Annotated in this window: 13 protein-coding genes; 7 read left to right on the top strand and 6 right to left on the bottom strand. The window is 63.7% G+C overall.

Annotated elements, in window-relative coordinates:
- The first annotated feature begins 117 nt into the window (after positions 1–117).
- Genes SVXhr_RS08815 through SVXhr_RS08830 form a run of 4 tightly spaced genes read left to right on the top strand, consistent with a single transcriptional unit; the run spans position 118 to position 5,187 of the window.
- Positions 118–738 carry a hypothetical protein gene (locus tag SVXhr_RS08815; RefSeq protein WP_275736844.1) on the top strand — a complete coding sequence of 207 codons (621 nt, stop codon included), beginning with the start codon at positions 118–120 and terminating at the stop codon, positions 736–738.
- Positions 735–1,409, top strand: coding sequence for a hypothetical protein (locus SVXhr_RS08820; protein WP_015790544.1), 675 nt, complete (start codon positions 735–737; stop codon positions 1,407–1,409). Before SVXhr_RS08815 ends, SVXhr_RS08820 begins: the two co-directional genes overlap by 4 nt.
- 31 nt (positions 1,410–1,440) lie before the next feature.
- The gene (locus SVXhr_RS08825; RefSeq protein ID WP_275736845.1) at positions 1,441–2,376 is read left to right on the top strand and encodes a metal-dependent hydrolase; all 936 of its coding nucleotides are present in this window, start codon (positions 1,441–1,443) and stop codon (positions 2,374–2,376) included.
- 54 nt (positions 2,377–2,430) lie between these two features.
- Complete coding sequence (locus tag SVXhr_RS08830; protein ID WP_275736846.1) at positions 2,431–5,187, top strand: ATP-dependent helicase; 2,757 nt, start codon at positions 2,431–2,433, stop codon at positions 5,185–5,187.
- A 32-nt stretch (positions 5,188–5,219) separates the two neighbouring features.
- On the opposite strand, the gene SVXhr_RS08835 is transcribed toward SVXhr_RS08830, so the two are convergent.
- A complete protein-coding gene (locus tag SVXhr_RS08835) occupies positions 5,220–5,573 on the bottom strand; it encodes a helix-turn-helix domain-containing protein (protein WP_275736847.1) in 354 nt (117 codons plus the stop codon).
- A 139-nt stretch (positions 5,574–5,712) separates the two neighbouring features.
- On the opposite strand from SVXhr_RS08835, the gene SVXhr_RS08840 reads away from it, so the two are divergent.
- A complete protein-coding gene (locus SVXhr_RS08840; protein WP_275736848.1) occupies positions 5,713–6,129 on the top strand; it encodes a DoxX family protein in 417 nt (138 codons plus the stop codon).
- A gap of 22 nt (positions 6,130–6,151) precedes the next feature.
- Here the strand turns inward: SVXhr_RS08840 and SVXhr_RS08845 are convergent, their stop codons facing one another.
- From SVXhr_RS08845 to SVXhr_RS08855, 3 genes are all read right to left on the bottom strand, one after another.
- Positions 6,152–7,087, bottom strand: coding sequence for a ring-cleaving dioxygenase (locus tag SVXhr_RS08845; RefSeq protein ID WP_275736849.1), 936 nt, complete (start codon positions 7,085–7,087; stop codon positions 6,152–6,154).
- A gap of 90 nt (positions 7,088–7,177) precedes the next feature.
- A complete protein-coding gene (locus SVXhr_RS08850) occupies positions 7,178–9,676 on the bottom strand; it encodes a type II secretion system F family protein (RefSeq protein ID WP_275736850.1) in 2,499 nt (832 codons plus the stop codon).
- Positions 9,673–11,346 (bottom strand): type II/IV secretion system ATPase subunit, encoded by a 1,674-nt coding sequence (locus SVXhr_RS08855; protein ID WP_275736851.1) that lies wholly within the window; start codon positions 11,344–11,346, stop codon positions 9,673–9,675. The genes SVXhr_RS08850 and SVXhr_RS08855 overlap by 4 nt, the downstream gene beginning before the upstream one ends.
- A 211-nt stretch (positions 11,347–11,557) precedes the next feature.
- Between SVXhr_RS08855 and SVXhr_RS08860 the strand changes: the two genes are divergently transcribed.
- The gene (locus tag SVXhr_RS08860) at positions 11,558–11,986 is read left to right on the top strand and encodes a DUF5793 family protein (RefSeq protein WP_275736852.1); all 429 of its coding nucleotides are present in this window, start codon (positions 11,558–11,560) and stop codon (positions 11,984–11,986) included.
- A gap of 54 nt (positions 11,987–12,040) precedes the next feature.
- Positions 12,041–12,214 carry an HEWD family protein gene (locus tag SVXhr_RS08865; protein ID WP_275736853.1) on the top strand — a complete coding sequence of 58 codons (174 nt, stop codon included), beginning with the start codon at positions 12,041–12,043 and terminating at the stop codon, positions 12,212–12,214.
- Positions 12,215–12,271: 57 nt separating this feature from the next.
- Here the strand turns inward: SVXhr_RS08865 and SVXhr_RS08870 are convergent, their stop codons facing one another.
- Positions 12,272–13,288: a hypothetical protein gene (locus SVXhr_RS08870; protein ID WP_275736854.1), complete on the bottom strand. Its 1,017-nt coding sequence runs from the start codon at positions 13,286–13,288 to the stop codon at positions 12,272–12,274.
- Between the two features lie 116 nt (positions 13,289–13,404).
- Positions 13,405–14,481, bottom strand: coding sequence for a glycosyltransferase family 4 protein (locus SVXhr_RS08875; RefSeq protein ID WP_275736855.1), 1,077 nt, complete (start codon positions 14,479–14,481; stop codon positions 13,405–13,407).
- Positions 14,482–14,485 lie beyond the last annotated feature (4 nt).

Here is a 14,485-nt window from a genome sequence, read left to right on the forward strand (position 1 = left end):
GTGGAACGTGTGGGCAAGGTCGACCAGCGTGCCACTGAAGAACCGCTGGGGATGGGTTCCCCGTCGAGCGGTTCCGGAGAGAGATAGTTTTTCCCTCTCGGGGTTCGAGGGGTGCGTATGGAACCGACCCCGTCGGATCTGGCGTCGCTGTTGCGTCAGTCCCGGATCAACGCGGCACTCGGCTGGGGGCTGGTCGGCATCATCGCGCTGACGGCCCTCGGGAACCTCGTTCTGGGGAACTTCTTGTGGGCTGGCTTCGCCGCGGTCGTGGGCGGGCTGGCGGTGCTCCCGCCAGTTGCCCGCCGCGATCCGCTGGTGATGATCCCCTGGGAGGTGTTCGTCCTCGCCGCGTTGCCGTTGCTCGGGTACACCGTCGGCGTGAACGTCGCCTTCCGGGAGGTCGCGACGTATCTCTCGGTGGCCGCGCTGGCCCTGATCGTCGCCGTCGAGTTGCAACTCTTTACGAACGTCGAGATGAACTACCAGTTCGCGCTGCTGTTCGTCGTCGTGTCGACGCTGGCCTTCGCGGGGCTGTGGGCCGTCTCCCGGTGGCTCTCTGATTTCTATCTCGGGACGACACTGCTGCTCGATCCCATGCTCAGTGATGACGCCATCGAGGAGCAACTCATGTGGGAGTTCGTCGCCTCGGCGGTCGCCGGCCTGCTCGCCGGCATCGTCTTCGAGCTGTATGTGCGCCGGTACGCAAGCGTCCGTCGTGACGGTGGTGAGAACGCATGAGTCTACGCTCACGCCTCCGACTCAGCACGTATCGCCAGCAGCAACTCACCAAGGTGATGGAATTCGTCCTGACCGGTCTCTTCTTTATCGGCCTCGAACGCCGATCGGTCGGTATCTCGATCAATGCGGCGATCGGCCTCATCGTGTTGCAGATCCCGCCGCTGCTCGAACGGGACTACAGCGTTCCGATGGACCCCCGGCTGACGCTGTGGATCACGACGGCCGTCTTCTTACACTCCCTGGGAACCGTCGGCGTGCCCGGCGGGTCGGGGTTCTATCAGTCGATCCCCGGATACGATCACTTGACCCACGCGCTGTCGGCATCGGTCGTCGCCGGGGCCGGCTACGCGACGATCCGCGCGCTGGATGAACACTGGAACGACGTGCATCTCCCGGATCGGTTCGTCTTCGTGTTCATCCTGATGTTCGTGCTCGCCTTCGGTGTCTTCTGGGAGGTCATCGAGTTCACCACGAGCGCCGCCGCGACCGCCATCGGCGGGTCGCCGGTGTTGACCCAGTACGGGATCGAGGACACGATGAAGGATCTGATCTTCAACACCATCGGGGCCGTTATCGTGGCGACGTGGGGAACCGTCTACCTCAACGACTTCATCACGCAGCTTCTGACAGTGTTGGGCGGCGAGACAGAGTCCGAGCCGCCGGGAGAGTGACGTTCATATACGCCCGTCGCCAAAGATCATCGTGTTCGTCGGTCACGCCTTCCTCGCCTTTGGGATCGTCGCGTTACTGGCCCGGCGTTTCGGTCCCGCTGAACGTCTGTCACTCCGTGGCGTGACCGTTCAGTACGCCGTCGTCGCCGGGCTGGCGGCCGCACTGTTCGCCTCACTCCCGGACGTCGATGTCGCCCACGCGGCATTCCAGGTCGTCACGCTCCCGGAAGGGGCAACGGCGTTCGATCACTTCTGGACGGCGACGGGCGAGCGCCACCGGACGACGACCCACTCGCTGGTCGTCGCCGTTCTCGCGAGTGCGGGCTTTGCCGTCTCTGTTCCCAACCGATGGGGTGGCGCGGCCGTCCTTTTCGGTGTCGTCGCCCTCGCAGCGTTCACCGGCGGCGTGGTCGGTGCCGGTGTCATGACGCTGTTCGTCGTCGGTGGCGTTGCTCTCACGGCCCTCGCGGCGCGGATCGGATTGTCCGCACGCTCGATCTTCGGCGCATCGGCGCTTGGACTGGCCATCCACCCCTTCACTGATCTCCTGACGGGCGTCCCACCGTCGTTTTTCGCGCCGTGGGACGTCACGGTCATCGGCGGGCGGGTCGAGCCGTTCACGGACGCGACGTATAACCTCCTGGTGGCGTTCGGGACGGAGATCGCCGTCATCTGGTTCGGGCTACTGGTCGGACTGACGCTGCTCGGGATCGAACTACGACGGCACGTCCACCCTGCCGGGGTGCTCGGTGTCGCGTATGCGCCGATGGCGCTCGTCCTGAACGCTCCAAGCGTCGATAACGCCGCGCTGTTCGTCGGGACGATTCTCCCCGTCGGGGCAATCGGTCTCGTCGGCGTGAAACGACAGCTGACGGGCGCGCGCGTCGTGACGATCACACTTACAGCGCTCGCGGCCATCACAGCCGCCTGGTTCGGGTTCGGCGTCGCATACACGTTCATCAGCTGATCGCCGACGACCCGAGTACACAAGACACTCCGGATCAATAGGTAAACCCACTCCATGGGAGGACGGGACCTGCTCGAACACGTGGACGTGGACCTCGGCTTCGATCCCGGGTCCGTCTCGATCGACGACGGGGGCGCCCTCGAACTGTTCGAGCCAGCCGTTCGGGAGTGGTGGATCGAGACGTTCGGAACGTACGTTCCCGACAACGGCGGCTTCTTCACGCCGCCACAGAAAGAGGCGATCCCGCACATCCACGACGGCGAGAACGCGCTCATCGCCGCCCCGACCGGTTCGGGCAAGACCCAGGCCAGCTTCGCGGCCATCGTCAACGAACTGTTCCGCCGGGACCGCGAGGACGGGCTGGACAATTCCGTCTACTGTCTGTATCTCTCGCCGCTGAAGAGCCTCGCCAACGACATCCACCGGAACCTCGAAGTACCACTCTCGGAGATCACCGCAAAGCTCGAAGACCGTGGCGAGGACGTCGAGATCCGCCACGCGATCCGCCACGGCGACACCTCCGACAGCGACCGCCAGGCGATGCTCGAAGAGACGCCCCACATCCTCAACACGACGCCCGAAACCCTGGCAATCCTGTTGAACTCCCCGAAATTCAAAAAGAAGCTGGAGACGGTCGAGTACGTCATCGTCGACGAGATCCACAGCCTCGCGGCGAACAAGCGGGGAACCCACCTCTCGGTGTCGCTGGAACGACTCGAAGCGATGGCCCAAACCTCGCCGACGCGGATCGGCTGCTCGGCGACGGTCGAACCGCTGGACACGATGGCGGAATTTCTGGTCGGCCGGGAAGCGCCGGGTGGCGATCCCCGCGACTACGAGATCGTCGACGCTCGCTTCGCCCGCGAGTTCGACATGGAACTGACGACGCCGACCGACGACCTGATCCACACGGCCCAATCGACGATCAACGACCGGTTTTACGACCAGTTACACGACCTGATCGGCGATCACACCAACACGCTCGTGTTCACAAACACGCGCTCGGGGGCCGAGCGCGTTCTCCACAACCTCCGGGAGCGCTTCGACGCCTACGACGCCGAGAACTCGGGGTGTCACCACGGCAGCCTCTCGAAAGACAAGCGCCAGGCCATCGAGTCCGATCTGAAATCCGGCGATATCGACGTCGTGACGACTTCCACGAGCCTCGAACTCGGGATCGACATGCCCCACATCGACCTGGTGGTGCAGGTCGGCTCGCCGAAGTCAGTCGCCGCACTCCTCCAGCGGGTGGGACGGGCTGGCCACCAGCTCGGCGAGACGGTCACCGGGCGAGTCGTCGCGCTTGACCGAGACGAACTGATCGAGTGTGCGGTCATGCTGCAGAAGGCCGAGGCGGGCTTCGTCGATCGGGTGTTCGTCCCCGAGAAGGCCCACGACGTGGCCACCCAGCACGTCTATGGGATGGCGATCAACGACATCCGTCCCGAGTCAGAGATCATAGGCATCCTCCGGCGGGCGTACCCCTACCGGAACTACACGGACGACGACTGGGAGCGACTCGTCCGGTATCTCACTGCCGACTACCCCGGCATGGAAGAGGAGAACGTCTACGCGAAGATCTGGCGGGACGAAAACGATCCACCGGACGGCGAGTACCACTACGACGAGTTCCTGGTCGGCGAGACGTTGATCGGCAAGCGCGGTCGCCTGGCGAGAGTCATCTACATGACCAACATCGGGACGATTCCGGACTCCTTTACGTGTGACGTGCTCACGCGTGGCGATAGCGAGTGGGTCGGGCAACTCGACGAGTCCTACCTCGACACCCTGGAATCCGGGGACGTGTTCGTGCTGGGTGGGGATCGTTACGAGTATCGCTACCGCCGTGGCTCGAAGGTCTACGTCGACCGGACGAGTGCCAGGCCGACCGTCCCCTCGTGGTACTCGGAGCGATTGCCCCTCAGCTATGATCTCGGGCAGGAGATCCTGACCTTCCAGCGCGAGTTACTCGCCAAACTACAGCGGGGCGGTCAGTCGGCAGCTCGACTCTGGCTCCGGGAGTTCCCCCTCGACGAGCACAGCGTTCGCGCCATCGTCGAGATGTTCGACCAGCAGGTGCGTTACGCCGGTCCGGAGAGCGTCAGCACGGATAAACGCCTGGTCATCGAGGAGGAGCGCGACCGCGAGGCGTACGAACGCCGCTACTACGTCCACTCGAACTACGGTCGCCGGTTCAACGACGGGCTCTCGCGACTGCTGGCCTATCACGTCGCCCAGCAGGCCACGGCGAACGTCCAGGTGGCCGTCGCCGATCACGGCTTTACATTGTCGATGCCGCTCAACCGGAAAGTCGACGTAGCGGGCGTCCTCGAATCGATCGAGCCGACTGGCGTGCGGGCGGACCTGCGTGCCAGCCTCGACGGAACGGACCTGCTCGAACGGTATTTCCGAATCAACGCGACGCGGTCGCTGATGATCCTCAAACGCTACAAAGGCTATGAGAAATCGGCCAGCGAACAGCAGGTCAACAGCGAGATGCTCCTCGGCTTCGCCCAGGAACTCGACGGGTTCGCCGTGATCGAAGAGACCTACCGGGAGATCCTCGAGGACAAACTGAACGTGGCGGCGATCGAGGACGTGCTCGACGCGATCGACGCCGGAAAAATCGGGGTCGTCCACCACCGCGTCGACTCGCCGACCCCGCGGGCGTTCGGACTCGCGACGCTGATGGCCAGCGACGTCGTCCTGGCGGAAGACGAGTCGGCCGTCTTACAGGAGTTTCACGAGCGCGTCAAGGCGGCGATCGGCGAAGAATCAGCCGACACGGTGTCCGTCACCGACCGACCCTGAGGACGGTTCCGGGGACGCTCTCCGCGAAGCGGCTACGCCTCGACGCCCTCGATCCACTCGTCGGCCCACTGTTCGAGTTCCTCGAAGACCGGACACAGTGCCTGCCCCCGCTCTGTCAACGAGTAGTAGGTGGCGATCGGCTTCTCCTCGACGCGACGGTCGACGAGTCCGGTCTCCGCCAGATCGTCGAGGACGCGCGAGAGCGTCCGGGAACTCGCACCCGTCGATCGCTTGAGTTCGTTGAACCGCTGCTCGCTCTCGACCAGTTCGTGAAGGACGACGAGTCGCCATTCCGATCCGATCGTTTCGACGGCCTCGACGACCGGACAGGCTCCCTCGTTCTGTTCCTCGACCGTCTGCTCCTCGGCAACTGTCGTCGGTGACATCGATGTTACTTGATCACCTTCTTGTCGCCGAATACATAAGTAGGTTCGGATTCGAACTACGTAACGTAATGATACCAGATTGTGGATCGGAACTCGATCGGCTACAGACCGAAATCGACTCACTGGAGGTGTACTCCTGATGGCGTTCACCGGAAGCGAGGGACTCGTCCTCCTGGCAGGACGGATCCTCTTCGGCGTCGTCCTGGCGTTCATGGGCCTCAACCACTTCATGCAGCGCGAGCAGATGACGGGCTACGCCGAATATAAAGGATTGCCCGCACCGGGTTTCTCCGTGATCGCCTCGGGCGTCGTATTGATCGCCGGGGGACTCGCGGTGGTCGCCGGCGTCTATCCGGTCGTCGGCGCGGTCGCACTCGCAGGGTTCCTCCTGATCTCGGCTCTCACGATGCACGACTTCTGGGCCGTCCCCGAGGACGACCAGCAGGACGAGATGACGGCGTTCCTGAAAAACCTGGTAATGGCCGGCGGTGCACTCGTCGTCGCGGCCGTTGGCACCCAGTCGTGGGCCTACAGCATCGGTATCGGGCTGTTCTAGACGGCAGTGTTTCCGCGGAGAATCAGGGAGTGTCGACCGACAGCGGCGGCAACCCGGCCTCGATTTCCTCGCGGCGATCCTCGAACCAGTCGGGGAGAACCAACCGTTCGCCCAGTTCGTCGAGATCCTCGTCGACGGTGTAGCCCGGTTCCGCCGTCGCGTACTCGAAGAGGACGCCGCCGGGCGTCCGGGTGTACACCGACTCGAACCACTTTCGATCGACGATTTCGGTCGGGCGCAACCCGAGATTCTGGAGTTGCTCGCGCCATTCGGCCTGGTCGTCGCGCGTGACCCGGAAGGCAACGTGATGAACGGTCCCCGCTCCTGGCTGCCCCCGCCCCCGGTCCGGTTCGGCGACCAGGTCGACGACGGCCCCGAGATCAATGGGTGCCTCGTAGCGCATCCGGTCGCCCTCGTCGTCCGTGGCCTCGTACCCCATCTCTTCGAGGAGCCTGACCGTGCTTTCGGTGTCTTCGAGCGAGAGCGCAACCCCATAGAACCCACGGATCGCTCGCTCGGGCGGGACTGATCCGGCGGGCGGGTCGCCTGCCGGCGCGTCCGCGACGCCGACGAGTTCCAGCGGGAGGCCGTCGGGATCACGGAACGGGATCACGGTCTCGCCGAAGCGCTCGCGGGGTTCGTCAGCGTCGACGCCCGCTTGCTCGAGTCGGTCGACCCAGTACTCGACGGCGTCGGCCGGGATCGTGAACGCCGTGGTACTCACCTGGCCGGTCCCGACCTGACCGGGCCGCGCTCCCGGGTACGGGAAGAACGTCATGCTGGTGCCCGGCGAACCCGTGCGGTCGCCGTAGAAGAGGTGATAGACGGACGTGTCGTCCTGGTTGACGCTTTGCTTGACCAGTCGAAGGCCCAGCGTGTCGGTGTAAAACTCGAGGTTCTGCTGGGGATCGCTCGCGATGGCAGTCACGTGGTGGATTCCGGGAATGTCTTCGGGCATACTCGGAAAGAGGGGCTCCTGGCAGATAGCCGTTCGGTCACCGGCGAAGCCGACCCTGAGCGTCAATCAGAACGGCGCGCTGGGCTCGATTCATATCGGCGACGCTCCCCACGACGCCAGCGCCAACCCATTCGTCGATTGAGCCGAAAGCGCGGACTCGCGGCCAAGCGACTGGCTCGTCTCGCGTTCCACCGGTGTGATTTGGGCGTCGACGGCCACCGGATCACCGCCCGTCGCATACGGTTGGTCGATGCCGATAGTAAAGCGGTTGTCGCCGCTCGTATCAATATGCGGCACGGCCACGAGTGTCGTCTGGCGCTGGATAGACTCGTCGAGTTGGACGCGAACGTTCGTGTGCTCACCCGGCGGCAGGTAGCCGGTATGACCCACGATCGCCCCGTCGGCTGTGCGTTCATGGATCACCACGAACCCACCTTCAGAGGTGGAGACCGAGCCGATCGTGACCCCATCGCCGAGCGTCTCCTGATCCTGGATGGTCAGCGATGCCACGGGCGAGGTCACGAGCAGGATTGCGACGTAGGCGATCGAAAGCAAGATCGCCGCGTGTTTCGCGCCGTCCTTGAGCGTCCCCTCGCCGAGGAGGCCGGCGACGAAGCCCGAGAGCACTGCCTGGATCAACGCGGCGTGAAGGAAGATCAGCGTGTAGGCCGGCTTGTTGACCTGCCCGAGCCGGGCGAAGGCAGTCACGTCGACGCCCAGGCGATTGGACTCGGGGACGGGAACGTTGTCGGGTAAGCTCGGGACGAGCACCTCCTCGACGGCGAAAATGATGACCAGAAAGACCAGAAACGAGACGTAGATCACGACCAGATAGGTGAACATCTGCTGGCGGCGTTCCCGGCGGAGTTTGAGATCCGCACGCGCCTGCGAGGACGCGATCCGCAAGACTGGGCCGAGCCGTCCGCTCGCCCGCATCGCATGGGTGAGCAGCGTGACGACCCGGGCGATCGAGGCCGTTCGGACCCGCAGCCCGAACCGACGAAGCGCATCGGTCGCGTTGGCACCCATCGAAATGTCAGTCCAAATGCGGTCGACTTCGTCAGTCAGGACGCCAAGATCCGAGTCCCGAACCCGATCGAGACTTTCGACGAAGGACATCCCCGCCTCGTTGAGACTCGCCAGCCGTTCGAGCAACTCGGGTGTTGCGGCCTCGATCCGGTCGATTCGCCGGGAGTAGATCTCCCGGACGATGGCGAACGAGCCGATCAAAAAGATCGTGATCTGGACGATCACATCGTCGGCGTACCGGAGGTTGAACCCGTAGTCGGTCATGGCGGCCGGCCCGCGAATCACCAGCCATATCAGCGCGATCGGCACAGTGAGATAGAAGATCCGGGTCGGATTCCAGATGATCGTCTGGATCGGACGGCGCAGAACACGCTTGAATCGACTGATCCGGTCGTACAACGCGAGTTGGGACCGGCCAGCCGACAGCCGGGCGAGATGCCCGCCGTCCGCGGTCGCCGTCGTCGTCTCGGGTGCAGTTGTGTCCGGAGCGGCGCTCTTGAGGGTTCCCACGCCGCTCTCACGGGCGACGCCGAGTTCCTCGAGTTTCTGCACCAGGAAGACGACAAACAGGGCATTCGACAGCGGGACGATGAGATACGCGAGCAGTTGCAAGAACGGAAGGGTATCTGTCACCGTCAGCCCGAACACCAACAGGATCGTGAGCAAAAACAGGATGCCGGCGACGAGCGTCGTGACGTACGCTTCGGCGATGGTTGCAAGCAGTTCCAGCACTTCCTCCTGGCGCTGTTCGGTCTCCGCCTGAAGGCGGTCGTACTGGTCTTCGAGAAACTGCGGGATCTGCTGGCCACTGGCGAGGACGCTCGCGAGGTTCTCGGCGAATGTCCGGAAGGTGTCGCTCGGACTCCGGTGGGCTGTCCGTCTGATCGCCGAGATCATGTCCGTCCCGAAGATATCCATCTCCCGGACAGCGACGCTCATCTCGTCGGCCGCGTCGCCGTAGATTTCCCGGTTCCGGCCGAGCGTTCGCATCACGTCCGGGAACGCGAGTCCCCCACGAGACAGGGCGTAGGTGAACGCGACTGTTCGGGGGAGGGCCGCGTTGATGCCGCGTCGCCTGACCTCGGCGTCGCCGGCGGGGAGTTGCCAGCGTGCCACATAAGTCACGACCGCGGAGAGCCCACCGATGACGACCCCGCCGATCGTGAGGACGAGAAACACCTGGTCGGGCGGGAGGACGATTTCGAGGTTTCGGTTGCCCAGCACGTCACCCATGACCGAGGGGAGATCCGCAAGCACGGCGGCGATTGTCGGGATCACCACCAGCGCCCCGCCGATGAAATATACCCCGACGGTCCCCCCGATGAGCGCTGCCAGTGCCGTATAGAGGTACGTCTTGGCTGCGTACACCCGGTAGGTCGTCTCGAGGTACGCCGAGGCCAGCATGCGCTTTCGAGCGGGTGACTCGCCGATGTGCTGGCTGAAATACTGTCGGGCGATCCGCGTAAATACGCGGTCGACACGGGGGCTAACGCGGGTCAGCGCGAGCGCTCCGGCGAGTGCGAGTGCGGCGACCAGCGGCAGGTATCCCGTGAGGCTCATGGCTCCGTGGTGGCTGTTCCCTCGATCCGAGAGAGCACGGCGTCTTTGTCGGCGTAGTACCGGTTGACGAACGACGTGAACCGGCGGTAATCCGACACACCCTCCGCCTGGAGATGAGCGAGGAACCGCTCTCTGTCTTCGAGCTCCCGGAGGAGTTCCGCCTGACTCCAGCCGCGCTCCTCGCGGATCTCTTCGAGCAACGAGGAGTCCCGTTGGGCGTAGCCGTCCTGGTTTGGCTGCCACTCGTAGGCGTTGGCGTAGTCGAGTTCACCCGTCCGCTGGTCGATACCTTCGATCTCCGCCAGCGTCTTCGCCCGGCGGACGCGCTCGTCACCCTGGCGGGTCAACACCTGGACAGCCAGGATGTCCAGGCTCTGGACCATCGGCCGCGGGACGTTGATCGGCTCGTTCTCTAAGCGATTGATGACCGTCTGGACGGAGTCGGCGTGCATCGTCGAGAACGTCGTGTGACCCGTGTTCATCGCCTGGAATAGCGTGATCGCCTCCTCACCACGCACCTCACCGACGACGATGTACTCCGGACGGTGGCGCAGCGCGGATCGCAGGAGGTCATACATCGAGATGTCGTCCTCGTCGAAGCGCTCGCGGGTAACCGAGGAGAGCCAGTTGTCGTGATATAGCGAGAGTTCACGGGTGTCCTCGATAGTGAGGACCTTCGCCCGCGGCGGAATGAACATCGAGACCGCGTTCATCGAGGTCGTCTTCCCGGCCGCGGTCCCGCCGGCGAACAGCAACGACTTGTTGTGCTCGATCGCGAGCCAAAGATACGCGAGCATCTCCCGATTGAACGTGCCATACTCCAGAAGGTCGATCGGCGTGAACGGATCCTCGGCGTATTTCCGGATCGTGAACGCCGACCCTCGCGGCGTCACTTCCGTTCCCAGCGCGAGTTCGATCCGCGAGCCATCCGGCAGCGTCGTCGAGACGACCGGGTCGGCAATGCTGATGTGCCGGCCCGAGCGCTGGGCGAGTTGGACGACGACGTTCTCGAGTGCCTCGGCGTCGTAGGTGATATTCGTCTCGATGTCGGTGTAGCTATCGTGATAGATGAAGATCGGTAGCCCCGCCCCATCACAGGAGATGTCCTCGATCCCGGGGTCGTACATCAGCGGGTCGATCTTCCCATAGCCCTGGAACTCCCTGAACAGATAATAAAAGAGCCGGTGGACGGTCTCGATTCGGACGTCAACACCGTACTCCTCGAGTCGCTCCCGTAGTTCCGCGAGCAATGCCCCTTCCGGATCCTCATCGACGTCGGCGCGATACAACAGCGGATCACGGACGTCCTCGAACAATCGCTCCAGGAGTTCCCGCTCGAAGTCGTCGAGTCCCGGCTCGACCACGTGATAGCGGTGTTCGTCCCGCTCCGGGTCGTAATTGATCGAGGCGAACGCATAGGGGGCATTCAGCCAGTACCGCTCGATCTCGTCCATCCCCGGAAGGCCGGTAAAATCCGTGAGACGTTCGTGTCGATGAGGATCGTAATTCTCGACGGCCACCTGTGAACCTGAGAGCACACGCGCGACCCGGACGAGCCAGTTTTTCGCTGATCCCAATGGACCGAGCTCTCCGGCTTCCTCAGCCGTTCGCGCGGCTCTGTCAGTGGACGTAGCAGCATCGTGATCCCCAGGGTGCTCCGGTTCTGACATCGTTCGGTCACGTTCGACGCGCCCGACGCCGATCCTTATTGCGGATAACGAGTCCAGGTACTTAAATTCGGACGCCGTTTGGTTGTCGGGTCGAGAGTCACCTGTCCGAAAGCCTCCCGGGAGCGGCCACGCCCCTGTGTTCCAGCCAACCGGCCGAACCTGACGTCGCCGTCACCTTCATGCTATTCGAACACATACCACTACCTACCGGATGAAGCGCGAACACTTCAGTCTGACTGCCATCCCGGCCGGGGGGAGCCCCGACGCGCCCGATGTCCCGACGTTGCGAATTGAGTACAGTGGCGTCGCCGGCCTCCTCCGTGAGAAATTGACCGACGACGGAGGATCGACACTCGAGGATGAGGACGTCGATGTCGCGTTTCGCAAGCGTGAGGGACAGCGAGGTGTACTAAGCATCGCGGAACGCCTCACCGGCGCGTTCATCTGTGAACTCGATACCGAGGTGGCGAACGTAACGGACATCGTCGATGCCGCCGAGACCAACGACGGCCGCTACCGGATCGAAATTGTCATCGACGACGATAGCGTTCGCTTCGAGAAGGAGACCCTGCTGGTCTATGACGTCACTGGGGAGTTGCTCCGGTCCTGTAGCCTCAATCCGGGCAGCGTTGAACTGTAGGCATCGATTCGCTGACCCGAGACATTCTTGTCGATCCGTCCCGTCGACCTATCCATGATTCGAATCGCTCCCCCGAACGAGCGTAAGTGTGAACGATGTGGGCGCAAGGAAGTCTGGGACGACGACCGTGGCGTCTGGGCCGCCCGCGACGACGACTGGACCGGCAGCCCTCACTGTCTCCACGAGTGGGACATCAACGGGAGTTACAACCCGATTGAAGAACTGTAACCGTAAACATCCCGCGGGCGCCTCCGGGAGCGAGTTTCGGTATCCCTCTTTTGCGTGCTAGAATGCCGGGATGAGCCCTTGCTCGAAGATCCCGGCAGCCGTCAGCAACCCGATCACGAGCGTCGTCACTACGATGGCGAACGCGGGCGGGTCAACGTGCGTATCGGCGTGCGCATAGAGGATACGGCCACTGAATTCGGCGATCACTGCGCTGGCGAGGCCGAACCCGGCACCGAGTGCAAGCGCCACTTCGATCCCCATGGCTGGCATCGAGAGTGCGGCGATGCCGGCGGGGAATGCGATGTGATGGACGATCGGGAACCGATCGACGCCGGCGACGGTGATCGTCAGTGTGGCCATCGCGAGACCGAACACGAGATAATACCGCTGGGTCACGTACGTCACGTAGGCCCCAAACACCCCGACGACGATGCCGAGGAGTGCCTGCTGGAGCCACCGTTGTTGGTGTGGGACCCACGGCTCGACGGCCAGTCGCGTCGGGTCAGCCTCGTCGTGCCCTTCGAGTGCCGTCCTGATCTCGCCGCGCTCGTAGGGCGACATGTCCAGCAGGCCCTCGCTGATCGATCCCACGAGCGGATAGCCAAAGGCGATCCGGGCCAACAATCCCGAGACCAGGACGCTTGCCATGACCGGATCGACTGGGAGCGCGAAAGTCCGGACGAGTGCGGCCAGCCAGTAGCCGATCACGCCGAACGCCCCGCCAGCGAGCAACGCATCGACCCGCGCGCCGTTCGGCGTGAAGATGTCCTTGGCCCGGTGATAGGGGAACGAATCGGGCTCCTCGTGGCGGCCGAGATACGCGGCAGCCGCGACGCCACCGGCGAAGGCGACGTGCGGGCCGAGCGCGGGGCCGTACCCGATCTGGGACGTGAGTCCGATCGCCCCAGCGCTTCCCGTCGCGGCACCGGTAGCCGCATTGGCGACCTCGCCGACGACGATCACCAATCCCGAGAGGCCCAGCGCTGCCATCCCGCCGATGGCGGCCCCGATCGCACCGCCGGCAAACGCGACGACGAGTATCTCGATCGCGAAATATCCCGCCTCAGCGACCATGGTCCCACGCTCCTGTCCAGCGAATCACCAACCGATGCCTGCCCGAATATCGATCCATGCGTACACCTGTCTCCGTGGGTGTAGTTAGTAGTTGGCGTCTCGATTGTCCTTCAACGCTACGAGTAGCCCTCGGTCGGATCCCGTCCCGCAAGCAGCGCCTCGTAGACCGAGACGAGTTCCTCGCCGACGCGATCGAGGCTGTGTTCCTCAGCCGTCGCACGGGCGTTCGAACCCAACCGCTCCCGGAGGTCGGGATCCTCCGCAAGCCGTTCGACCGCCTCGCGGAACTCCGCGTCAGTCTCGGCTTTCAGGCAGTCCTCGCCGTCGGTGAAGAACTCCTCGAAGACCGGGATGTCCCGGATGACGACGGCCTTCTCGGCGGCCATCGCTTCGAGGACGGCGATCCCCTGGTTCTCGGTCTTCGTGGGGAACAGATAGATATCGCCCGCACCGAACGCATCGCGAATGTCGTCGATCCAGCCGGTGAACGTGACGTTCTCCGGCGGCTCTTCTGTCCAGCGTTGCACCGTCTTCGATGCCAGCGGGCTCGTGCTGTAGGGGCCAAACCACGCGAAATCGTACGGCGTCTCCTGGGCGACCCGACAGAACGTGCTCAGTCCCTTGCGCTCGAAGACCTGCCCAACGGCGAAGACGACGACGCCATCAAGGTCATACTTCTCTCTGGCGGACGCCCGGAACTTCTCGTAGCCCTCCAGGTTCTCCAAGTCGACGCCGTTGGTCATCGGCTTGATTGGGGCCGTGACGGGATACGATTCGAGCACGCGGCGGGTGTACTCACTGGGACAGAGGACGAGGTCGGCCTGGGAGTAAAACCACCGAAGATACCAGCCGAGGGGTTTCGAAACCAGGTTCGATCCCCGAAAGCTCTCCTGGAAGTCCTCGCGGGTGACGTGTGAGTGTAAAATCAGCGGGATGTCGTGGCGCTGTGCGTGCTTGGCGACGGCGATCGATCCCGGACCGATGAGGTTCGCGTGGGCAACATCGAAGTCAGCCCACAGCGATCCGTCACCGAGATTACTCACGGCTGCAGTCGCCGGGTTCCGGCCGTCCCACGGCGACGTCACGACGTCGACGTCCGTGGTCGCCAGAGCCGCGCGCTGCTGGGAGGCAGCGGTTCGGATCCCGCTGGGGCCAAGATAGGGTTCGAGTTCGAGATAGTTGAGGACGCGCATACGC

It is taken from the genome of Halorhabdus sp. SVX81 (genome assembly GCF_029207715.1).
Taxonomy (GTDB): domain Archaea; phylum Halobacteriota; class Halobacteria; order Halobacteriales; family Haloarculaceae; genus Halorhabdus.

What these genes read in the sequence shown, in the direction of transcription:
- SVXhr_RS08815 (WP_275736844.1), top strand. Translation starts at nt 118, where the DNA reads ATGGAACCGACCCCGTCGGATCTGGCGTCGCTGTTGCGTCAGTCCCGG.
- SVXhr_RS08820 (WP_015790544.1), top strand. Translation starts at nt 735, where the DNA reads ATGAGTCTACGCTCACGCCTCCGACTCAGCACGTATCGCCAGCAGCAA.
- SVXhr_RS08830 (WP_275736846.1), top strand. Translation starts at nt 2,431, where the DNA reads ATGGGAGGACGGGACCTGCTCGAACACGTGGACGTGGACCTCGGCTTC.
- SVXhr_RS08835 (WP_275736847.1), bottom strand. Translation starts at nt 5,573, where the DNA reads ATGTCACCGACGACAGTTGCCGAGGAGCAGACGGTCGAGGAACAGAAC.
- SVXhr_RS08840 (WP_275736848.1), top strand. Translation starts at nt 5,713, where the DNA reads ATGGCGTTCACCGGAAGCGAGGGACTCGTCCTCCTGGCAGGACGGATC.
- SVXhr_RS08845 (WP_275736849.1), bottom strand. Translation starts at nt 7,087, where the DNA reads ATGCCCGAAGACATTCCCGGAATCCACCACGTGACTGCCATCGCGAGC.
- SVXhr_RS08850 (WP_275736850.1), bottom strand. Translation starts at nt 9,676, where the DNA reads ATGAGCCTCACGGGATACCTGCCGCTGGTCGCCGCACTCGCACTCGCC.
- SVXhr_RS08855 (WP_275736851.1), bottom strand. Translation starts at nt 11,346, where the DNA reads ATGTCAGAACCGGAGCACCCTGGGGATCACGATGCTGCTACGTCCACT.
- SVXhr_RS08860 (WP_275736852.1), top strand. Translation starts at nt 11,558, where the DNA reads ATGAAGCGCGAACACTTCAGTCTGACTGCCATCCCGGCCGGGGGGAGC.
- SVXhr_RS08865 (WP_275736853.1), top strand. Translation starts at nt 12,041, where the DNA reads ATGATTCGAATCGCTCCCCCGAACGAGCGTAAGTGTGAACGATGTGGG.
- SVXhr_RS08870 (WP_275736854.1), bottom strand. Translation starts at nt 13,288, where the DNA reads ATGGTCGCTGAGGCGGGATATTTCGCGATCGAGATACTCGTCGTCGCG.
- SVXhr_RS08875 (WP_275736855.1), bottom strand. Translation starts at nt 14,481, where the DNA reads ATGCGCGTCCTCAACTATCTCGAACTCGAACCCTATCTTGGCCCCAGC.